The sequence below is a fragment of the Sphingomonas bacterium genome (assembly GCF_903642285.1).
In the GTDB taxonomy this organism is placed as follows: Bacteria; Pseudomonadota; Alphaproteobacteria; order Sphingomonadales; family Sphingomonadaceae; genus Sphingomonas.
On sequence record NZ_CAHJWJ010000025.1, the window covers coordinates 26,146 to 45,068 of the forward strand.

Annotated in this window: 20 protein-coding genes and 2 tRNA genes; 9 read left to right on the top strand and 13 right to left on the bottom strand. The window is 67.2% G+C overall.

Features of this window, described 5'->3' with window-relative positions; translation table 11 throughout:
- Window positions 1-6: 6 nt before the first annotated feature.
- Both HUU99_RS12475 and HUU99_RS12480 read right to left on the bottom strand, forming a co-directional pair.
- Window positions 7-648, bottom strand: coding sequence for a GNAT family N-acetyltransferase (locus HUU99_RS12475; RefSeq protein WP_174286909.1), 642 nt, complete (start codon window positions 646-648; stop codon window positions 7-9).
- Window positions 649-738: 90 nt separating this feature from the next.
- Window positions 739-1,368, bottom strand: coding sequence for a DNA-3-methyladenine glycosylase family protein (locus HUU99_RS12480; protein WP_174286927.1), 630 nt, complete (start codon window positions 1,366-1,368; stop codon window positions 739-741).
- A 78-nt stretch (window positions 1,369-1,446) separates the two neighbouring features.
- Between HUU99_RS12480 and HUU99_RS12485 the strand changes: the two genes are divergently transcribed.
- Entirely contained in the window at window positions 1,447-1,764 is a 318-nt protein-coding gene (locus tag HUU99_RS12485; protein ID WP_174286910.1) for a 2Fe-2S iron-sulfur cluster-binding protein, read from the top strand.
- Between the two features lie 30 nt (window positions 1,765-1,794).
- Here HUU99_RS12485 and HUU99_RS12490 read toward each other — a convergent pair whose 3' ends face one another.
- Together HUU99_RS12490 and rlmB are read right to left on the bottom strand one after the other, a co-directional pair.
- The gene (locus tag HUU99_RS12490; protein WP_254603173.1) at window positions 1,795-2,499 is read right to left on the bottom strand and encodes a hypothetical protein; all 705 of its coding nucleotides are present in this window, start codon (window positions 2,497-2,499) and stop codon (window positions 1,795-1,797) included.
- A 56-nt stretch (window positions 2,500-2,555) separates the two neighbouring features.
- Window positions 2,556-3,302 carry a 23S rRNA (guanosine(2251)-2'-O)-methyltransferase RlmB gene (rlmB, locus tag HUU99_RS12495; protein WP_174286911.1) on the bottom strand — a complete coding sequence of 249 codons (747 nt, stop codon included), beginning with the start codon at window positions 3,300-3,302 and terminating at the stop codon, window positions 2,556-2,558.
- A gap of 148 nt (window positions 3,303-3,450) precedes the next feature.
- Here rlmB and HUU99_RS12500 point away from each other — a divergent pair.
- A tRNA-Tyr gene (locus HUU99_RS12500) sits at window positions 3,451-3,536 on the top strand.
- A gap of 297 nt (window positions 3,537-3,833) precedes the next feature.
- Here HUU99_RS12500 and HUU99_RS12505 read toward each other — a convergent pair.
- Together HUU99_RS12505 and HUU99_RS12510 are read right to left on the bottom strand one after the other, a co-directional pair.
- On the bottom strand, window positions 3,834-4,280 hold the full coding sequence (locus HUU99_RS12505) for a hypothetical protein (RefSeq protein WP_174286882.1): 447 nt from the start codon (window positions 4,278-4,280) through the stop codon (window positions 3,834-3,836).
- Between the two features lie 547 nt (window positions 4,281-4,827).
- Window positions 4,828-4,901: transfer RNA gene (locus tag HUU99_RS12510), tRNA-Gly, on the bottom strand.
- Between the two features lie 88 nt (window positions 4,902-4,989).
- Here HUU99_RS12510 and HUU99_RS12515 point away from each other — a divergent pair.
- Window positions 4,990-6,279 carry a methyltransferase family protein gene (locus HUU99_RS12515; protein WP_174286912.1) on the top strand — a complete coding sequence of 430 codons (1,290 nt, stop codon included), beginning with the start codon at window positions 4,990-4,992 and terminating at the stop codon, window positions 6,277-6,279.
- 91 nt (window positions 6,280-6,370) lie between these two features.
- Here HUU99_RS12515 and HUU99_RS12520 read toward each other — a convergent pair whose 3' ends face one another.
- The 3 genes from HUU99_RS12520 to HUU99_RS12530 all read right to left on the bottom strand — a co-directional run bounded on the left by HUU99_RS12520 (window position 6,371) and on the right by HUU99_RS12530 (window position 9,672).
- Window positions 6,371-7,732: a glutamate--cysteine ligase gene (locus HUU99_RS12520; RefSeq protein ID WP_174286913.1), complete on the bottom strand. Its 1,362-nt coding sequence runs from the start codon at window positions 7,730-7,732 to the stop codon at window positions 6,371-6,373.
- Window positions 7,733-8,595: 863 nt separating this feature from the next.
- On the bottom strand, window positions 8,596-9,336 hold the full coding sequence (locus tag HUU99_RS12525) for a 16S rRNA (uracil(1498)-N(3))-methyltransferase (RefSeq protein WP_174286914.1): 741 nt from the start codon (window positions 9,334-9,336) through the stop codon (window positions 8,596-8,598).
- A gap of 180 nt (window positions 9,337-9,516) precedes the next feature.
- On the bottom strand, window positions 9,517-9,672 hold the full coding sequence (locus HUU99_RS12530) for a hypothetical protein (protein ID WP_174286915.1): 156 nt from the start codon (window positions 9,670-9,672) through the stop codon (window positions 9,517-9,519).
- A gap of 53 nt (window positions 9,673-9,725) precedes the next feature.
- On the opposite strand from HUU99_RS12530, the gene ubiA reads away from it, so the two are divergent.
- The 3 genes from ubiA to HUU99_RS12545 all read left to right on the top strand — a co-directional run bounded on the left by ubiA (window position 9,726) and on the right by HUU99_RS12545 (window position 12,899).
- Window positions 9,726-10,631 carry a 4-hydroxybenzoate octaprenyltransferase gene (gene ubiA, locus HUU99_RS12535; RefSeq protein ID WP_174286916.1) on the top strand — a complete coding sequence of 302 codons (906 nt, stop codon included), beginning with the start codon at window positions 9,726-9,728 and terminating at the stop codon, window positions 10,629-10,631.
- A 140-nt stretch (window positions 10,632-10,771) separates the two neighbouring features.
- Window positions 10,772-12,118 carry a TldD/PmbA family protein gene (locus tag HUU99_RS12540; protein WP_174286917.1) on the top strand — a complete coding sequence of 449 codons (1,347 nt, stop codon included), beginning with the start codon at window positions 10,772-10,774 and terminating at the stop codon, window positions 12,116-12,118.
- Complete coding sequence (locus HUU99_RS12545; RefSeq protein WP_174286918.1) at window positions 12,111-12,899, top strand: 3'(2'),5'-bisphosphate nucleotidase CysQ; 789 nt, start codon at window positions 12,111-12,113, stop codon at window positions 12,897-12,899. The genes HUU99_RS12540 and HUU99_RS12545 overlap by 8 nt, the downstream gene beginning before the upstream one ends.
- A gap of 10 nt (window positions 12,900-12,909) precedes the next feature.
- On the opposite strand, the gene HUU99_RS12550 is transcribed toward HUU99_RS12545, so the two are convergent.
- The 4 genes from HUU99_RS12550 to HUU99_RS12565 are packed head-to-tail and all read right to left on the bottom strand — an operon-like array spanning window position 12,910 to window position 15,830.
- Window positions 12,910-13,425: a hypothetical protein gene (locus HUU99_RS12550; RefSeq protein WP_174286919.1), complete on the bottom strand. Its 516-nt coding sequence runs from the start codon at window positions 13,423-13,425 to the stop codon at window positions 12,910-12,912.
- Between the two features lie 17 nt (window positions 13,426-13,442).
- Window positions 13,443-13,898, bottom strand: a complete 456-nt coding sequence (locus HUU99_RS12555; RefSeq protein ID WP_174286920.1) for a hypothetical protein — start codon at window positions 13,896-13,898, stop codon at window positions 13,443-13,445.
- Window positions 13,895-14,617, bottom strand: a complete 723-nt coding sequence (locus tag HUU99_RS12560) for a hypothetical protein (protein ID WP_174286921.1) — start codon at window positions 14,615-14,617, stop codon at window positions 13,895-13,897. Before HUU99_RS12560 ends, HUU99_RS12555 begins: the two co-directional genes overlap by 4 nt.
- Window positions 14,618-14,621: 4 nt before the next feature.
- A complete protein-coding gene (locus HUU99_RS12565) occupies window positions 14,622-15,830 on the bottom strand; it encodes a toxic anion resistance protein (protein WP_174286922.1) in 1,209 nt (402 codons plus the stop codon).
- A gap of 241 nt (window positions 15,831-16,071) precedes the next feature.
- Between HUU99_RS12565 and HUU99_RS12570 the strand changes: the two genes are divergently transcribed.
- The 3 genes from HUU99_RS12570 to typA form a co-directional block, all read left to right on the top strand.
- Entirely contained in the window at window positions 16,072-16,635 is a 564-nt protein-coding gene (locus HUU99_RS12570) for a hypothetical protein (protein WP_174286923.1), read from the top strand.
- 23 nt (window positions 16,636-16,658) lie between these two features.
- Window positions 16,659-17,165 carry a hypothetical protein gene (locus tag HUU99_RS12575; RefSeq protein WP_174286924.1) on the top strand — a complete coding sequence of 169 codons (507 nt, stop codon included), beginning with the start codon at window positions 16,659-16,661 and terminating at the stop codon, window positions 17,163-17,165.
- Window positions 17,166-17,244: 79 nt separating this feature from the next.
- Window positions 17,245-18,923: translational GTPase TypA (gene typA, locus HUU99_RS12580; RefSeq protein ID WP_174286925.1), on the top strand; the 1,679-nt coding region annotated here is incomplete at its 3' end.

The window sequence follows — 18,923 nt, forward strand, 5'->3', positions numbered from 1 at the left end:
CTGCTGCTACGGGGCAAGGATCGACGTCGTCGAATATGGTGAGATCGTCTCCCATCCCAGCGTCAGATAGAGGGCTCGGCCGTCTTCCGTGGCAACCAGTAACTCCGGGACGTTTGAATGCTGCCGGGCGTCACGCAGCGTTCGCATTAGGACGTGCCCGAGTCCCCTCCGGCGATGCTCGGGCTCCGTCACGATCCGATCGTAGACAACGACACCACAAGCCTCCGCCGCATAACCGCTTGCGGCGAGCGCCCCCGTTTCTGAAAATATGCGTGCTTCGATCACCATACCGACCTGCTTAGCTTCGATCCTATACCCTTCGGATAGCCGCCTTGCAGGTGGCTTGGTGGTGGCCTGCATAAAGTAGCTCGGAGCGTGAAGCTTCCATCCTGTTGGCAACGCCGCTCGCAGTTGGTCGTCCGCACCGCAGAGCTTCAGAAAATGGCGAGGCTCGCTGATAGAACGCGCAAGTGCTTCGAGACCCGATCCAACCTGCGGGAAAACCCAACGAGCGACCTCGGCGGCCGACTTAGTATCGACGCGAAAGCCTCCGTATTCAGACACCGGGGGAGGCAGCCCGCGCGCGACGGATCGAGCCGAGAGCCATGCGTTCAGGATCACCGGATCAATCCCTCGATTGCTCATCATCTCTCACAAATAACAACGGCTGCTGTCAGCGCGAAAGCCGCAGAGCGGTCTGCAAGAATCCGCCGCTTTGAGACATAACGTCCCAATCCCTCAAACCGGTGCCGCGTCCGCTCCCGCGCCGTAATGGTGCCACGCGAAGATCGCCGCTGCCCCCCGGTGCGGACGCCACGCCTCGGCCACCTCGCGCGTCAGCTTCTCGCCGGGCCGCGTGTCGTGGCCGAGGATGCGACCGACCTCGATCTGCACCGCCAGGTCGCCCGCCGGCCAGATGTCGGCGCGGCCCTCGGCGAACAGCAGGTAGATTTCGGCGGACCAGCGGCCGATGCCCTTGACTTGGGTCAGCGCCGCGATCGCTTCCTCGTCGTTCGCCGGCAACGCGGCGAGGTCGAGCCGGCCGCTCGTCACCTCGTCCGCCAGGCTGCGCGCGTAGCTCGCCTTTTGGCGCGACAGGCCCGCGCTGCGCAATTGCTCGTCGGTGGCGAGTGCGATGACGGCGGGGTCGGTGGCGTCGCCGACCACGCTGCTCAGCTTTCGCCACACCGCCTCCGCCGAGGCCACGCTCACCTGCTGGCCGAGGATCGTGCGAAGCAGCGTGGCATAGCCGCGCGCGCGCAGCCTGGGCGCGGGATAGCCGACCCGACCGATCGCCGCTGCGAAGGCGGGCTCGCACGCCGCCAGCGCGTCGCACGACGCCCGCAGATGGTCCTCGCTCAGGCCCATGACGAACGCCGGCAAGATACTTGATCGCAAGCGCGTCGCGCGGCATGGCGCGGTGGATCGAAATTCGGGGAATGCATGATGCCGACGCTTATCGTGACGACGCGCGAAGGGGAAGAACGCTCGTTGGAGGGCGAGGCCGGGCTTTCGGTGATGGAAGTCATCCGCGATGGCGGGGTGGACGAGATCCTGGCGCTGTGCGGCGGATGCTGTTCGTGCGCGACGTGCCATGTGCATGTCGATCCGGCGTTCGCGGACAAGCTGCCCGCGATGAGCGAGGACGAGAATGATCTGCTGGATTCGACCAGCGATCGGACGGCGACCTCGCGGTTGTCGTGCCAGGTTCCGTTCACGGACGCGCTGGACGGGTTGCGGGTGACCATTGCCGCGGAAGATTAATCTCCCTCTCCGCTTGGGAGAGGGGCCTTGCTACTTCCCCCCGGCGAACCGAAGCACGGCGGTCGGCGCATCCTTCGTCAGCGGCGTCGCCTTCCACGTGATGGTCTTGCGACCGCCGACGGTCTTCACCCCCTCCTCGTTGTTCTGGCTGACGATCTCGGCATCGGTGTCGAGCGTGAACACGCCGTCCAGCTTGCTCGCCGCGGTGTCGCCCATGCCGGCCATCGGATTCTTGTCGTCGCCTTTCGCAAAGGCCGGTGCCTTGACGCGGACCGTGCCGCCCTGGCGCAGTTCGAGTGCGATGAACGGGAAGATCGCCTCTGCATCGAGGTTGAACGGATAGACGAAATCATGGTCGAGCGTTCCGCGGATCGCGTAATCGACCATGAAACGGCCATCGCCCAGATAGGTGACCTTGCGGTAACCCGCCTCCTTCGACAGCGTTTCGGCGATCTGCTGGTTCTTGCGATCGGCTTCCGCCTTGGCCGCCGCGCTGGCGGTCGGCGAAGGGGTGGGCGTGGTCGCCTTGCCCGCGTTCGCCATCATCCCCGCCATGCCCTTGGCCATGTCGCCCGACGGATCGACCGAGATCACCTCGCCCAGGAACGAAAAGGCGAAGCTGCGATCCGCGTTGATGCTGAGCGTGGAGGTGAACTTGCCCGGCGCGAACAGGCAGCTGCTCAGGATCAGCGGCATCGTCAGGATCAGCAACAATCGTATCAACCGTGTCGCCATCTCGCCATGTCCCCCGTCAGCGCTTCGATCAGCCTTCTCCGGTCGACCCTGTCCGATCAGCCCCTAGCGGCGATCGCGTACAGCGCGATCGCCGCGGCGTTGGAGACGTTCAGGCTTTCGACCTTGTCCGAGATTGGCAGCTTTGCCAGCTCGTCGCAATGCGCCTCGGTATTCTGGCGCATGCCTTCGCCCTCGGCACCCAGGACGATCGCGGTCTTCTGGTCGCCGATCGTCTCGCCCAGCGTCCGCGGCGCGTGCCCGGTCAGGCCGATCCGCCAGAACCCCGCTTCGCCGATCTCGTCGAGCGACCGCGCGAGATTGACGACGCGGACCCACGGCACGCTTTCCAGCGCACCCGAGGCGGCGCGCGCCACGGTGCCCGATTCCGGCGGCGCGTGCCGGTCCTGCGTGACGATGCCGAGCGCCCCGAACGCCGCGGCGGAGCGAAGGATCGCGCCGACATTGTGCGGATCGGTGACCTGGTCGAGCACGACGAGGGGGCGGCGATCGCCTTCTCCTTGCGCGATCAGGTCGCCCAGCCAGATCTCCTCAAGCGGATCGACCTCCGCGACCATCCCCTGGTGCGGCGCGTCGGACGGCACCAGCCGTGCGAGATCGGCGACCTCCGCGAAGGTGACCTGGATCGTCGACGGCAACGCCATCCCCGCCAGCGCCTCGTGCGTACCCCAGACCTTGCGGACCACGCGTTCGGGATTGGCGAGCGCGGCCGCGACCGCGTGACGACCCCAGAAGCGGGGCCGGCCGGCGGGGGCCTGGCTCGGCCGGTGACCGCGGCGCGCCATCAGCGGGGGAACATCTTTGCAGCGGAGATCGTCATCGGCTGTGGCTGCTAGGTCCGTGGCTTCGCCGAAGCAAGCACAGCGTATGCGCGTTGACAGCAGGGAACCCGCGCGGCAAGGAGCCGCCTCGCTCGAAAAAGCGGCCCCGAATGGACAGGTGGCCGAGTGGTTAAAGGCAGCAGACTGTAAATCTGCCCGTGCAAGCGTACGCTGGTTCGAATCCAGCCCTGTCCACCAAAAGCGCCGGCGGTAGCCGGGCTTCGCAATCGCCGCTCTCGTCTCGTCGAACGGAGATGATATGGCCGCATCGTCAGCAGATACCGGCAGCCGCGTTACCGTCGATGCGGTTACCCCCGGCCGCCTTGCGGCCTAGGGCGCGCAGGGCGTCCTCTCGCGGCCGACCATGACATCCTTCCCGCGCGGTCGATGATCAGATGTCAATCGGGGACACGTCGCACGACGCCCTCCGTCGTCGCCGCGAGGGTGTCGTCCGTGCGGCCGAACACAAGCGAGCGATCGACCGCCCGCTCCGCGTCAATAACATAGCGAGAGATAACGGCGGTAACGCGGATCCCATACCACGCAGCCATCGTCGGCATAATAGCCATAGCCGCCATAACCGAACCCGAACGGGTAGCCATAATAGCCGCCATAGCCGCCGCGGTAATAGGATCCGCCACGGTAGCCGCCGCGATAGCCCTGCGCGAACTGGCCGCCACCGCGAAAGCCGCCGTTGAAATTGCCGCCGCCGCCGCGCGCGAAACCGCCGCCGCCACCATGGAACCCGCCACCGCTACCGCCGCCATGGAAACCACCGCCGCCGCCGCCACCGTGGAAACCGCCACCGCCGCCGCCACCGTGGAAACCGCCACCGCCGCCGCCGTGGCCTCCGCCACCCCCGCCACGCTGCGCTATGGCCGGTGTCGCGGCCAGTAGCGCGACGCCGATGGCGGAAAGCAGAATGCCGTTGTGCTTTTTCATGATGTTACGTCCTTGGGCCAGCGCCCCCGCATCTTCCCATATAGGGATGAGGCGCAGCGATTATGAGGGGCGGGACAGCGACCCAATCGACGGCTACCACGCGGGTGGCTTTCGATAGGCAATGATCAATCGCCGCCGGCGCGGTTGCCCTATCGACGACTCGCGCAATGGAGAGGGATCATGCGGAACGACGATGACGACGAATGATCGTCGTGCGCAGGACACCCCTGTCGACCCGTTGTGTCCACCAGAACGCCCGGAACGAGGTCGGGCTTTCGTCCGCCAACGCCTCCATCTTGTCGCCCGCGATCGTCGTTGATCAGCCTCGCGACGCCGTGGTCCATCTCGGCCAGCACGGCGACATGCATGTGGCAAGAATCGCCGGGCATCAGGAAGGGGGAACGCATCGGATATATTCGACCCGTCATGATGCCCGATTAAATCATGATAAGGGGTCGTCGCCGGTCGCATCGGTCGCCACCATCTGGCGATCGCGGTCACGCGAGACGAACGGCATTCGTCGCTCTTGCCGGGAACGGGCAGGCGGTGGAGCGGGTAGCGGGAATCGAACCCGCGTATTCAGCTTGGAAGGCTGCTGTACTACCATTGTACTATACCCGCGCGGACGTCGGCGTAGCGAGCCGGGGGGCGGATCGCAAGCCGGGATGGTTCACGGCTTCCTTACCTATTTCGCGCTAGACGCTGGCTCATGTATCACGATCTCACCTTGGCATCGCAATCGAAGACCGACCCCCGGCCCGCGTCCGCGGTCAGTACCGGTGCCGGGCTGGCGGGGCTGGCCGGCTTGCTGGGCTGGCTCGGCATCGCCTGCTGGTACGGGCTGGATGGTCCCTATTCGGCGCTGGTCGATCTCGCCGCGTGCGCGGTCGTCATGGCCGGATGGTCGCTGCTGGTGGACAAGGTGCATCGCAGCGCGACGACGGGCATCGACTGGTCGCACCCGCGGGCCTGGCGCGCGTCGCTCGACACCAGCCTGACGAAGCTGGCGGGCTATTGGGCGACCTGGGCGGGGATGGCGCTGATCTACAGCACGTTCCGTTTCTATTGGGTCGGCAATTTCCAGTTCGCGATGTCGTGCTTCACGGTCGCGGCCCCGGTGCTGTTCGTCGCCTCCGTCCCCTATGTATTGTGGCTCGACCGCTACTTGGTGCACCCGCGCGATGGTGCCTGGGCGCTCGGCGCGTGGCTAACGGGGCAGCCGGGGATCGAACCCGGCGCGATCGCGGGGCATCTGCGGACGTGGGCGGTCAAGACCTTCTTCCTGGCCTTCATGCTGGCGGGGGCACCCGGCGGATACGGGGCGTTCGTCCGCGGGATCGGCTGGCCCGTGCTGCACCAGCCGGTCGCGCTCGCCAATCTGGCGATCGCGTTCATGTTCGTGATCGACATGATCTTCGCGACGGTCGGCTATGTCCTGACCTTCCGCCCGCTCGATTCGCATATCCGCAGCGCGAACCCGTTCGCTGCGGCGTGGATGGCGGCGCTGATCTGCTATCCCCCGACGAGCATGATGGGGAATGGCTTGCCGCTCGATTATTCGATCGGCACGCGGGACTGGGCGTTCTGGTTCCAGTGGCATCCGGTGCTGCTCTATGTGGTCGGGGTGGCGCTGGTGGTACTGGCGGGGATCTACGCCTGGGCGACGGTCGCGTTCGGGCCGCGTTTCTCCAACCTCACCAATCGCGGCATCCTGACGCACGGGCCGTACCGCTTCACACGGCATCCGGCGTATCTGGCGAAGAACTGCCTGTGGTGGCTGACGACGGTGCCGGTGCTGACGATGGGCAGCGGCTTCGACGCGGTGCGCGCGACGTTGATGATGGCGGCGGTCAGCGGGGTCTATTACTGGCGCGCGAAGACCGAGGAGGCGCATCTGTCGCTCGATCCGGCGTACCGGGAATACAGCGACTGGATGGAGCGCAATGCCCCGGTGCCGAGGGTGTTCGCGTGGGCGAAGCGGGCGGTGGTGCGGTTTTGAGGTAGCGCCGTGTTCCTGCGAAAGCAGGACTACAGGGTAACGACCGTCACCGCTTGTTGCCCTGGGCTCCTGCGTTCGGAGCACGGGAAGGCTAGAAACTCGCCTCGTCATACACCATCGACAGATCGCCACCCCAGACGCCGTGATACCGGTCCAGCAGCGCCTCCGCCGGCACCTTCCCCGACCGGACAATCTCGCGCAGCGGCTCGATGAACCCGGTCTCGTCGTCGCCCGCGCCATTGATGCGCGCGCGGGCGGCCAGTCCTGCGCCGGCGATGTCCAGCACCTGCCCCGCGATGTCGCGCAACCGTCCACCGCCCGGGAGCGGCGCATCGAGCGCCAGTTTCGGCACCGCATCACGCAGCGCCTGGCGATCGTCGATCTTCCAGTCCCTGACCAGGTCCCACGCCGCGTCGAGCGCGCCCTGGTCGTAGAGCAGCCCGACCCATAGCGCGGGCAGCGCACAGATCCTGTTCCAGGGGCCGCCATCGGCGCCGCGCATCTCCAGGAAGGTCTTCAGCCGCACCTCGGGAAAGGCGGTCGACAGATGGTCGTTCCAGTCGTCCAGCGTCGGCTTCTCGCCGGGCAACACGGACAGCTCGCCCTTCAGGAAATCGCGGAACGACAGCCCCGCGGCGTCGATATAGCGGCCCTCGCGGTAGACGAAGTACATCGGCACATCCAGCGCGTATTCGGCGTAGCGTTCGTACCCGAACCCGTCCTCGAACACGAAGGGCAGCATGCCGGTGCGCGCCGGATCGGTGTCCGACCAGATATGGCTGCGATACGACAGATAGCCGTTGGGCTTGCCTTCCAGGAACGGCGAATTGGCGAAGAGCGCTGTGGCCAGCGGTTGCAGCGCGAGCCCGACGCGGAACTTCTTCACCATGTCCGCCTCGGACGCATAGTCCAAATTCACCTGGATCGTGCAGGTGCGCAGCATCATGTCGAGGCCCATCGTCCCCACCCGCGGCATGTGCGACCGCATGATCGCGTAGCGGCCCTTGGGCATCACCGGCAGTTCGCTACGCGTCTTGTCGGGCCACATGCCGAGGCCCAGAAAGCCTATCCCGAGCGTCTCGCCCGCCGCCTTCACCTGTTCCAGATGGCGGCCGGTCTCGGCGCAGGTCTGGTGCAGATTGTCGAGCGGCGCGCCCGACAATTCGAATTGCCCCGCGGGTTCCAGGCTGATGCTGCCGTCCGCGCCCGACATCGCGATGACGTTGTCGCCTTCGTAGACCGGTTTCCAGCCATAGGGTTCGAGCGCCGAAAGCAGATCGCGGATGCCGCCGGGCTCGTCATAGGACGGCGCATGGTGATCCGAGAGGGCGTAGACGAACTTCTCGTGCTCGGTGCCGATCCGCCAGCGGTCCTTCGGCTTCTCGCCGCGGGCGAAGCTCTCGATCAGCTGGTCGCGGGATTCGATGATCGGCTTTGGCGCGTCGGTCGTCATGGCGCGCGCCTTACGCTGCGATGAACGGGGGCGCTAGGGGTGGCGATCGGGTCGTCCGGACGGTTTGTCGACACGTTGTGAAAACAAGGGTTTACGCCGTGGAAGTGGAGGAAGTGGAGGACTGCCATCGCATCCTTCCCATCGGCCGACGGGGGTCGGCCGGGAGAGTGTGCGGGGGTGGAGTCGGGGCTGGTCGAAGGCATCGGGCGACCTTCTCATCGGCGGCGGATGTAGGACAGGGAATTCCTGCGTGCCGTCATTGCGCGCGTTGCGAAGCAATCGAGTGCGCTGGAGAACATCGGGTTGGCTTCATAGCTGCGCTCCTCGCAACGACGGGTGTCGTCCTAGACTAATCATCGCCGTTCACGCCCAACAACTGGGCGCCCGATTGCAGACATCCGTTTAAGCTGGTACGATCGACTATCGACCATTGCTCCGGAGGGAATGACGATGCTGCTAGCGCTAATGGTCGCTCAGGTGTCGCTGCCTGCATCGACTGTCTTTGGCGATGGCCTTTCTAGCTGCAGGTATGGATACGAGCGAGCAAGGCAAAGTCCGCTTGCTTTCGAAATGCTCACGCGGTGGGAACGCGGATTCTGGTCGGGACTAAATCTTGCAAGCAGCGCTCATGTAGGAGATATAGCACAAAAGTATGATCCCTTCTCCATCGAGAGTGAGATTGGTCGCGAGTGTACGGAACATCCTGACGATCTAATCTATAACGCAGAAACGCGGGTTTATCAGCGCTTTAAGGTGTCGGGTCGCTAGTGGACGAGGAACCTCGCGTCTGTGTGATCAAGGCCAGGCAGCTAATTATCTCTTCATTCCGAAAGCTGCCTGTCCCCTCACCACCAAAATACGTCCTACCAGTCCCCCGCGGCCGCCATCCACAACGCCACCGCCGCTGCCGCCGCGGTGTCCGCGCGCAGGATGCGGGGGCCGAGGGTGATGCCGGTCGCGGCGGGCAGCGCGCGGATCAGGCCACGTTCCTCGTCGTCGAAGCCGCCTTCGGGGCCGATCAGGATCGCCGCGGGGCCGGGGCGGTCGCGCATCGCCGCCAGCGCTGGCGCGCCGCCGGTCTCGTCGGCGAAGAACAGCGCGCGAGTCGCGGGCCAGTCGCGCAGCATGGCGGCGAGCTTCACCGGTTCGGCGACCGCGGGCAGCGCGGTGCGGCCGCATTGCTCCGCCGCCTCGATCATATGCGCGTGCAGCCGGTCGGTATTCGTCTTGTCGACGATCGTCCGCCGCGTGACGACGGGGACGAAGCGCGCGACGCCCAGCTCGCACGCCTTTTCCGCCATCCAGTCGATCCGGCCCTTCTTGATCGGCGCGGCGCACAGCCACAGGTCGGGGACGGGTTCACGCGGGTGCAGGTGCTGCGTGACGTCGAGCGTCATCGACCGCCGCCCGACATCGCGCGCGATGGCGAGCCATTCGCCGGTCGTGTCGTCGAACAGCTTGAGCGGATCGCCGACCTTCGTCCGCATGACGCCGACGAGGTAATGCGCCTGCGGGCCGTCGATCGTGATCGGCCCCGGGGCGAGCGGGGTCTCGACGAACAGCCGCGGGGTCGAGCGCGGGGGCCAGGCGGGGATGGCGGTCATGGGGCAGTGGTAACGGGGGTTTGGTGTCGCGTCATGCGGAACACAGTCTTGGGCTCCGGGGTCGATGAGGGTTGATCGGATGCGCATGATCCCCACCCCGGCCTTCGCCGGGGTGGGGATCTACTCTCGCCATAGGGGTCGGCGGAAGACGGCACCGGGATCAAGGCTTGCAACGCCCGATCACCGTCGTCGCCATACCCCGCGCAGCACCAGACCCACGACCACCAGCGTCGCCACGCCTCCCAGCACGGCGACGCTCACCATCCCGCCCACGCGCAGGATGGCCCAGAACAGTGCCTCCACGAAGCGGCCGACGGCGACGGAGAGTCCGATCATGCGGCCACCCTGGCACGACTTGAAGGCGGGACGAAGGCGCGGCAAGGGACGATATGGTCGATATCGTCCCCGACAGCGAACATCGCGGATTGGTCGCCCGGCTTCCGCCAAGGCTGCGCGGACTGGCGCTGCTGGCGCGGTTCGATCGGCCGACGGGCGTGTGGCTGCTGTTCTGGCCTGGTGCCTGGGGTGTCGCGCTGGCGGGCGGGATCGCCGGGCATTGGCCGCTGATCCTCTGGCTGCTGCTCGGCAGCATCGCGATGCGCGGCGCGGGGTGCGTCTACAACGACATCGTCGACCGCGATCTGGATGCGCAGGTCGCACGGACGCTGGCGCGGCCGATCCCCAGCGGGCTGGTGTCCATCCGGCTCGCCTGGGGGTGGCTGGTAGTGCTGTGCCTCGTGGGGCTGGTCGTGCTGCTCCAGCTGCACCCGCTCGCCGCCGGAGTCGCGGTCGCGAGCCTTGCGCCCGTCGCCGCCTATCCCTTCATGAAGCGGATCACCTGGTGGCCGCAGGCGTGGCTGGGGATCGTGTTCTCCTGGGCGCTGCTCGTCGGCTGGAGCGAGGTCGCGCGCGATCTGTCGGCTCCGATGTGGCTGCTGTACGCCGGGTCGATCGCCTGGGTGATCGGCTACGACACGATCTACGCGCTGCAGGACCGCGAGGACGATGCGCTGATCGGGGTGCGATCGTCCGCGCTTCGCATGGGGGGGCACGTGCGTGGCGGAATCGCCGGGTTCTACGCCGCGGCGACGGCATTGTGGGCGGCGGCGGTCTGGCTGGTGCGGCCCGATCCGTTCGCGTTGCTGGCGCTGCTGCCGGCGGCGGCGCATCTGGCGTGGCAGGTTGCGACGCTGGTGCCGGCGGACGGCGCGAATACACTGGCGCGGTTCCGGTCGAACCGGGTGGCGGGGCTCCTGGTGTTCGCGGCGTGCGTGGTGGTGGGGAGCGCGGGGTAAGCTCCGTCCTGCCGGCCCGTCCCGGCATCCAGAGCAACAGGCGATGATGCTCCTGGCGCTGGATCCCGGGACCGGCCCGGGATGACGAAGGAGAACCCAATCCACTGGCGCTCCGCCCGCCGCGGCCCTAGATCGCGCTCATGCTCGAACCCGACACCGCGCGTGCGCGCGCCACCGATATCGTCGACCGCGCGCGCAAGGCCGGGGCGGATGCCGCCGATGCGGTCGTCGCTGCCGATGCCTCGCTCGACATCTCCGTCCGCCTCGGCAAGCTGGAGGATGTCGGCCGGTCGGAAAGCGCGGAGCTCGGCTTGCGCGTGTTTGTCGGGCGCAGGAATGCGAGCGTCTCCACCTCCGACCTGTCCGACGCCTCGTTGAACCAATTGGTCGAGCGCGCGGTGGCGATGGCGCGCGAGGCGCCCGAGGACGCGTGGGCGGGGCTGGCACCGCAGGAACGGCTGCTGCACGGCGATCCGCCGCTGCTCGATCTCGACGACGGCGCGGATGTCGCGCCGGAGACGCTGCGCGACGCCGCGCTGGCGGCGGAGGATGCGGCGCGTGCGGTACCGGGCGTGACCAACAGTGAAGGCGGCGGGGCGAGTGCGTCGCGCGGCGTCTGGGCGGTCGCGACGAGCCACGGCTTCGCCGGTGGCTATGCGACGACCTCGCATGGTCTGTCGGCCAGCGTGCTGGCGGGGCAGGGCGGCGCGATGCAGCGCGATTACGCACACCACGCCGCCCGCCGCCGCGCGCATCTCGACGCACCCGACGCGATCGGCCGGCGCGCGGGCGAGCGCGCGGTGGCACGGGTCGATCCCGGCCGGCTGGCGAGCGGGCCGATGACCGTGGTCTACGACCCGCGCGTCGGATCCTCGCTGCTCGGCCACCTGATCGGCGCGATCGGCGGGCAGGCGATCACGCGCAAGACCAGTTTCCTGCTCGATGCGCTCGGCACCCGCGTGTTCGCCGAGGAAATCACGATAGCGGACGACCCGCACCGCCCGCACGGCCTGCGATCGCGCCCGTTCGACGGCGAGGGACTGCCGGTGTCCCCGACCAGCATCGTCGAGGACGGGATGCTGGAGACCTGGCTGCTCGACTCCGCCAGCGCGCGGCAATTGGGGCTGGAGCCGACCGGCCATGCCGCGCGCGGGATCGGCGGCGCACCGGGGGTGATGACGAGCAATCTGTACATGGCCGCGGGGCATGTCCCGCCCGAGACGCTGATCGCGGACATCGCGTCGGGCGTGTACGTCACCGAATTGATCGGCATGGGCGTCAACGGGGTGACCGGCGATTACAGCCGCGGCGCGGCGGGCTTCCGGATCGAGAACGGAGAGATCGCCGGGCCGGTCGCCGAATTCACGATCGCGGGCAATCTGCGCGACATGTTCCTGGCGCTGACCCCCGCGAACGACCTGGTGTTTCGCTACGGGATCAATCTGCCGACGGTGCGGATCGACGGGATGACGGTGGCGAGTGGCTGACCCGGCCACCGCGGACCTGGCACAGGCGATCGCGGCGGCATCGGCGGAGGCCGGGCAGATGGCGCTCGCGCGCTGGCGGACCGAATTCCGCGCGTGGGAAAAGGAAGAAGGCAGCCCGGTGTGCGAGGTCGATCTCGACGTCGACCGGATGCTGCGCGCGCGGCTGGGCGCGCTGATCCCGGCGGCGGGCTGGTTGTCCGAGGAGACCGCGGACGATCCGGCAAGGCTGGCGTGCGATCATGTCTGGGTGGTCGACCCGATCGACGGCACGCGCGACTATATCCGCGGGCGGCGTGGGTGGTGCGTGTCGGTGGCGTTGGTCGAACGGGGGCAGCCGGTGATCGCGGTGCTGGACGCGCCGGCGCGGCGCGAACGCTGGATCGCGGTGGCGGGCGCGGGGGCATCGCGCAACGGCGTGACGCTGGCGGCGGGACCGCGCGCGACGCTGGCCGGCGCGCGCGTGCCCGCGGACGCGCTGCCCAAGGCGGATCGCGATTTCGTGGCGGTCGACAAACCCAATTCGATCGCGCTGCGCATCGCGATGGTGGCGGCGGACGAGGCCGATCTGGTCGCGACGCTGCGCTGGGGCCACGAATGGGACATCGCCGCCGCCGTGCTTGTGGCCAGCGAGGCGGGTGCGGCGACGAGCGATGCGCTGGGTGGGGCGTTGAGCTTCAACAAACCCGATCCGCAGGCGTTCGGGGTACTGGCCTCCGCGCCGGGGATTCATGCGGCGGCGGTGGCGCGGCTGGCGGGGCGGGCGGCGGCGGTGCTGGGGTAGCTCCGCGCGCCTATGCGCCCGCGCGTTTGGCATGCCAATCTCGGCGTACCGCCATCGTCGCCGCGATCCACAGGCCAAGCGCCGCTATAATGCCGGCTACGCCACCTCCCATCGGAGTGGGCGCGATAAAGCCGAAGATGGCCGCCAGGATGAGTACCGTTCCCAAAACGTAGAACGGGCGGAACGCCGCGACGAAGGCGATCGGCAGAAAATGCAACCCGACGACCAGCGCCATCGCAGGCATCAGCAGATCGGGCCGATGCAGGTTGATGACGATATTGGACGAGACGAACAAGCCGACTCCCTCGGCAATGCTGCTCCACATAATGGCACGCTCCGTTCGGGTCGACGGAAGGATTCCGATGCCTGGCATGCGAATGACGTAAGCGGCCGACAGGCCGATCGCAGCAAAGACGATGAATGGAAACGCAAGGGCCAAACCGGTAACATGTCGCTGCCAATAAAGCGTCATGGCGGCAAACACCGCCCCGAAGAAGCTCATGATGATCGCGCCCCACACTCCCATGCCTGCGCCTCCTGACCTTAGAGCAGCAGCACCAGTGGCACCACGATCCCCGCCGCGATCAGCACCAGCGACATCCGACGCGTCGATGGTGTCGCGACCGCGATGACGAGCCCGAGTGCGGTCGTCACGAACAGCGCGAGGGCCAGCAGGACCACGAACGGCTTTTCGGCGACGAAGCCTTCGTCGTGGTCGCCGTCGCCGCGCGCCGTCGGGGCGGGTGCGGGCGCGTGGGGCTTGCCGCCATCGGGGCCGGCCGCCGCGCTACGAGGTCGCTTGTGACCACCGATCGTCTGGTGCTTGTGCAGATTGGCGATCGCGACGATCCAGCGCGGCGGCGCGGTGTCGCCATGTCGTTCGTGCAATCCCGCGGTCTGCAACCCGCCGGTGAAGGCGAAAAACAGGATCGCGGGTGCGAAGAACACCGCGATGTAATTATGGAACAGGCGGACCTTCCGCAGCGTCTGTGCCTTCATTTCGTCCCCCCGCCGACCTCGCCGTCATCCTGATATTTCATCTCGAGAAACCGTCCGCGCGTGGACAGGCTGTCGAGGTCATGCTCCGCCAGCCGCTGCGTCATCTGGCCGATCTCGTGTTCGATCAGCTTCAGCCCGTCGACCAGCTCGCCGTCCGGCGTCCGTCCGTTGCGTTCGACCTGGCGCAGCGTCGCGGGGACGCGCGCATAATCGGCGACGAAGGCGGGCAGTTGCTCGCCGATCAGGCGGCGCAGTTCCAGCGCATCCTCGGTATCCCCGTCCACCCGCGCCAGCTGCGGCGACAGCGCGTCGAGCCGGGTGCCGATCCGGTCGACCAGCGTGCGGGCGGGCGCGGGCAAGGCGGGACGCTGCGCGTCCAGCCAGCGTTCGGTCTGCGCGGGCAGCGCGCGGATGTCGACCGTGCGCAGGCGCTCGGGCGGCGGCGCGCGGCCCTGCGGCCAGACCGCGAGCAGCAGGGTGGCGGCGAGCAGTGCCGCCATCACCAGCACCGCGCCCATGATCCCGATCGGCATGACGAGGCCCACCACGAACGCCGCGATCAGGATCGCGGCATCGGCGGCGGCGATCCGCGTCAGCCGCCGCTCGATCGCGCGACCCTGGCCACGGCGGGGGCGGGGCACGGCCGGTCCGTCATGCCCCTCGCTGATCCGCGACCAGGAAGCGCGCGCCTTGGCGATCGCGTCGTCGACATCGCTCACGGGGTTACATCGCCTCCAATCGGTACGTGTCCGCCGGACCCTTCAGCGCACCCTGCTGCGCGCCCTCGGCCCGTGCGATATAGCCCTTGGACTTCTCGACCTCGTTGCCGAGTGCATTGACCGTCGTCTTCATGCTGTCGAGCGCCTTCAGCTTGAACGTGTCGATCGCGTCCATCGTGTCGTAGATATTCTGGAACGCGCGTTGCAGCGTCTCCAGCGGGATCGTCGCGGCGGCGGCCTGTTCGTGGATCCGCGCGGTGTTCGACGCGAGCAGCTTGCCGGTCGATTCGATGATGTTCGCGGTCGTCGTGTTCAGCTGCGTGATCTGTTCCAGCACGAGCCGCTGGTTCGTCAGCGCCTGCGCGACCGTCACCGCGGTACGAAGCGCGGAGACGGTGGTGGTGGACGCGCGGTCCACACCCTTCACCAGCTCGACATTGTTCTTCTTCACGAGGTCGAGCGCGAGATAGCCCTGCACCGTCACCGCCATCTGCGTCAGCAGGTCCTGGCTGCGCTGGCGGGTGTAGAAGAGCGCGGTCTCGCGCAGCGCCTTGGCCTTGGCGGGATCGGTCGCGTCCAGCTCGTCCGCCTTCTCCTCCAGCTTCGCGTCCATCGTCTTGGTCAGATGGATCATCTGCTCCAGCCGCCCCATCGCGGTCCACAGGTTCGCGCGTTCGGTATCGATCGCGGCATTGTCCATCAGCAACTCGTCCTTGCCCGAGGCAAGGCTCTTGAGGATCGCGCTGATATGCGTCTGCGACGAACGATATCTGTCGAAATAGCCGTTCAGCTTGCCGCCGAACGGGATGATGCCGAGCAGCTTCTTGGGCTTGGACAGCGCGCCGCTCTTGCCGGGATCGAGCTGTTCGACGACGCGGCGCAGCGCGACCAGATCCTTGCCGACGCCGCCCTCCTGATCCATCGCCTTCACCGGACGATCGAGGAAGCGGTTCGATTGGCCCGCCGCCGCGCGGATCTCCTTTGCGCCCATCGCGGTGATCGCATCGACACGGCGTCCGAATTCGGGAGAATTGACGTCCTGCGCGACCAGATCGGTCACGAAGCCGTCGACGCGCGCGTCCAGTTCGCTCTTCTTCGTATCATCGACCGGCACCAGCCCGGATGCCCGCGTCGCGGCGACCACGGGCACCGGATCGGGGGGCGTCAGCACCAGCGCGGGTTCGGCCGTCATCGTCTCTGCCGTCGTCGCCATCATTTCCTCCTCGCGGATGTATCACCCTGACGCGAACCGCGGCTTCGTTCAAGTGTATCATGTAAATAGGACACCCGGTGCGTGCAAGCGGCGCGACCTTGGCGTGTTGCGCGAATGAATGGCCCGAAACGGATCGAGCCGCCCGAGATGCGCGTGCCAGGCCCCGCCATTCCGGATGCGCCTCGGCTTTACCGGCCCTCCTGCGGCTGTCGAGCATCGCGCATCAACGGGAGAGCCCATCATGATCCGCACCGCCGCCGCCGCCATCCTGCCGATCGTCCTGCTCGCAGGATGCGCGCCGCAATCGCATCCCAGTGCGCCGGCCGCCCCCGTCGCCGAGCATATGTTGCAAGCGCCGGTTGCGCCGCCGCCTGCGCCGGTCCCGGGCACGGTCTACATCTACCGCGGCATGTCCGCCGACGCGAATACGGGCCATGTGGACTGGGATGCGGCCAATTTCGGTATTTCCGGCGGGACGCTGTCGTTCGGCAGCGTGTCCGACAATACCCGTCCCTGCTGGCTGAAGCTCGAGGTGAACGCGCCGAACCTACCCGTGCCGGTCAATGGTGGCGGCACGATCCCGGTCACATTGCCCCAGGGCGTCCAGCAGCCCGCGTCGGCGAGCCCCTGGCCCGCGGTATTCGACAACAACCCGGCGGGCCATTGGTCGATCACCAGAGTCACGCTCGGACCCAGCAACAGCAAGGCGCAGGCGAATGCCGCGCTCGTCTTCAAATATAACGCCGATAATTTTCCGGCCGTCGCGTCCATCGTCAACGGGTCGCTCCAAAATTGCCAGAAGTGAGCGCGGCGCGGTAGTCGTCGGCGATGGGCGTCGTCTATCACGGCTTTGACTGGTCGCCGACCGAGCGGGACCTTGCGAGCATCGGCACGGTGATCGCAGCGGCGCAAGCACATGATGGCGGCGCGTTGCGCGCGCTGGGCGTGCCGGCCCTGCAGCGGGCGGTCCAGGGCGGCGATCGCTTGGCGGCGTTCGGGCTCGGCGACCATGCCTATGTCGACGGCTGGCTGTCGGTCGACGCCGTCCATCCGGCGCTGGTCGCGTTGCTGATCCTTGCGCCCGTGCTCGATCCGCTGACGGGGCCGGCGGCCGCGGCGTTGGGGCGGCAAGCGCGGTCGGCGCTCACGGGCGATATCGCCTCGGCAGGATTTACGCGGTTTTCGGCGGTCTTCGTCGGCTGGAGCGGTCCGACGACGTTCGATCACCGGGCGCTGCCCGTGGAACTGGGACTGTGGCGCGGCGACGCCGGGGAAGCGACGGGCGGCATGCCGCGAGTTGGGGACAGGTGGCAGGCCTCGACCGCGATCTGGTGATCCGCCACCGCCCTTTCCGCAACGCACCATTTGCGCTATGGGCGCGCCCGACCGACATCCAAGACAATCAGGAATTCCCATGAGCCTCCGCAACGTGGCGATCATCGCCCACGTCGATCACGGCAAGACGACCCTCGTCGACCAGCTGTTCCGCCAGTCCGGCACCTTCCGCGACAATCAGCGGATCGAGGAAAGGGCGATGGATTCCAATGACTTGGAAAAAGAGCGCGGAATCACGATCCTTGCGAAGCCGACGTCGGTCGACTGGACGCCCCCCGGCGCATCCGAAAGCATCCGCATCAACATCGTCGACACGCCCGGCCACGCGGATTTCGGCGGCGAGGTGGAGCGCATCCTCAGCATGGTCGACGGCGTCGTCCTGCTGGTCGACTCGTCCGAAGGCGCGATGCCGCAGACCAAGTTCGTCACCGGCAAGGCGCTGGCGCTGGGCCTGAAACCCATCGTCGTCGTCAACAAGGTCGACCGCAACGACGCGCGAATCCAGGAAGTCCTCGACGAGGTGTTCGACCTGTTCGTCAGCCTTGACGCCAACGACGAACAGCTCGATTTCCCCGTGCTCTACGCGTCGGGTCGCAACGGCTATGCATCGACCGACATGGACGCGCGCGAAGGCACGCTGATCCCGATGTTCGAGACGATCGTGTCCCATGTCCCCGCCCCCGCGGTGGAAGTGGAGGGCGTGCCCTTCACCTTCCTGGTGACGCTGCTCGACCGCGATCCGTTCCTCGGCCGCATCCTGACCGGTCGGGTCAATTCGGGCACGATCAGGATCAACCAGCCGATCCACGCGCTCGATAACGACGGCAAGATCGTCGAGACCGGCCGTGCGTCCAAGATCCTGTCGTTCCATGGGCTCGACCGCGTGCCGGTCGAGGAGGCGAAGGCGGGCGACATCATCAGCCTGGCCGGGCTGTCGATCGCGACCGTCGCCAATACCATCGCCGACCCGCAGGTGACCGAGCCGCTGCACGCGCAGCCGATCGATCCGCCGACGCTGTCGATGCGCTTCGCGGTCAACGACAGCCCGATGGCGGGACGCGAGGGCACCAAGGTCACGAGCCGGATGATCCGCGACCGCCTGTTCCGTGAGGCGGAATCGAACGTCGCGGTGAAGGTGACCGAAGCGTCCGACCGCGACAGCTACGAGGTCGCCGGCCGCGGCGAGCTCCAGCTGGGCGTCCTGATCGAGACGATGCGCCGCGAGGGCTTCGAACTCGGCATCAGCCGCCCGCGCGTGCTGTTCAGCGAAGACGAGAACGGCCAGAAGACCGAGCCTTACGAGACCGTCATCATCGACGTCGACGACGAACATTCGGGCACGGTCGTCGAGAAGATGAACGTCCGCAAGGGCGAGATGCTCGACATGCGCCCGTCGACCGGCGGCAAGACGCGGATCACCTTCTCCGCGCCCAGCCGCGGGATGATCGGCTATCACGGCGAATTCCTGTCCGACACGCGCGGCACCGGGATCATGAACCGGCTGTTCGAGAAATACGGCCCCCACAAGGGCAAGATCGAGGGTCGCAAGAACGGCGTGCTGATCTCCAACGGCTCGGGCGAAGCGAACAGCTACGCGCTGGGGCCGCTGGAGGAGCGCGGCATCCTGTTCGTCGGGCACGGCGAGGCGCTGTACGAGGGCATGATCGTCGGCGAAAATGCGAAGCCCGACGACCTCGAGGTCAACCCGATGAAGACCAAGGCGCTGACCAACTTCCGCGCGTCGGGCGGCAAGGACGA

Excerpts from the sequence above, each read along its gene's own strand:
- HUU99_RS12520 (WP_174286913.1), bottom strand. The coding sequence starts at position 7,732 with ATGACGACCGACGCGCCAAAGCCGATCATCGAATCCCGCGACCAGCTG.
- rlmB (WP_174286911.1), bottom strand. The coding sequence starts at position 3,302 with ATGGCGCGCCGCGGTCACCGGCCGAGCCAGGCCCCCGCCGGCCGGCCC.
- HUU99_RS12515 (WP_174286912.1), top strand. The coding sequence starts at position 4,990 with ATGTATCACGATCTCACCTTGGCATCGCAATCGAAGACCGACCCCCGG.
- HUU99_RS12575 (WP_174286924.1), top strand. The coding sequence starts at position 16,659 with ATGGGCGTCGTCTATCACGGCTTTGACTGGTCGCCGACCGAGCGGGAC.
- HUU99_RS12565 (WP_174286922.1), bottom strand. The coding sequence starts at position 15,830 with ATGGCGACGACGGCAGAGACGATGACGGCCGAACCCGCGCTGGTGCTG.
- HUU99_RS12480 (WP_174286927.1), bottom strand. The coding sequence starts at position 1,368 with ATGGGCCTGAGCGAGGACCATCTGCGGGCGTCGTGCGACGCGCTGGCG.
- HUU99_RS12485 (WP_174286910.1), top strand. The coding sequence starts at position 1,447 with ATGCCGACGCTTATCGTGACGACGCGCGAAGGGGAAGAACGCTCGTTG.
- HUU99_RS12525 (WP_174286914.1), bottom strand. The coding sequence starts at position 9,336 with ATGACCGCCATCCCCGCCTGGCCCCCGCGCTCGACCCCGCGGCTGTTC.
- HUU99_RS12570 (WP_174286923.1), top strand. The coding sequence starts at position 16,072 with ATGATCCGCACCGCCGCCGCCGCCATCCTGCCGATCGTCCTGCTCGCA.
- HUU99_RS12530 (WP_174286915.1), bottom strand. The coding sequence starts at position 9,672 with ATGATCGGACTCTCCGTCGCCGTCGGCCGCTTCGTGGAGGCACTGTTC.
- HUU99_RS12555 (WP_174286920.1), bottom strand. The coding sequence starts at position 13,898 with ATGAAGGCACAGACGCTGCGGAAGGTCCGCCTGTTCCATAATTACATC.
- ubiA (WP_174286916.1), top strand. The coding sequence starts at position 9,726 with ATGGTCGATATCGTCCCCGACAGCGAACATCGCGGATTGGTCGCCCGG.
- HUU99_RS12540 (WP_174286917.1), top strand. The coding sequence starts at position 10,772 with ATGCTCGAACCCGACACCGCGCGTGCGCGCGCCACCGATATCGTCGAC.
- HUU99_RS12505 (WP_174286882.1), bottom strand. The coding sequence starts at position 4,280 with ATGAAAAAGCACAACGGCATTCTGCTTTCCGCCATCGGCGTCGCGCTA.
- HUU99_RS12490 (WP_254603173.1), bottom strand. The coding sequence starts at position 2,499 with ATGGCGACACGGTTGATACGATTGTTGCTGATCCTGACGATGCCGCTG.
- HUU99_RS12475 (WP_174286909.1), bottom strand. The coding sequence starts at position 648 with ATGATGAGCAATCGAGGGATTGATCCGGTGATCCTGAACGCATGGCTC.
- HUU99_RS12550 (WP_174286919.1), bottom strand. The coding sequence starts at position 13,425 with ATGGGAGTGTGGGGCGCGATCATCATGAGCTTCTTCGGGGCGGTGTTT.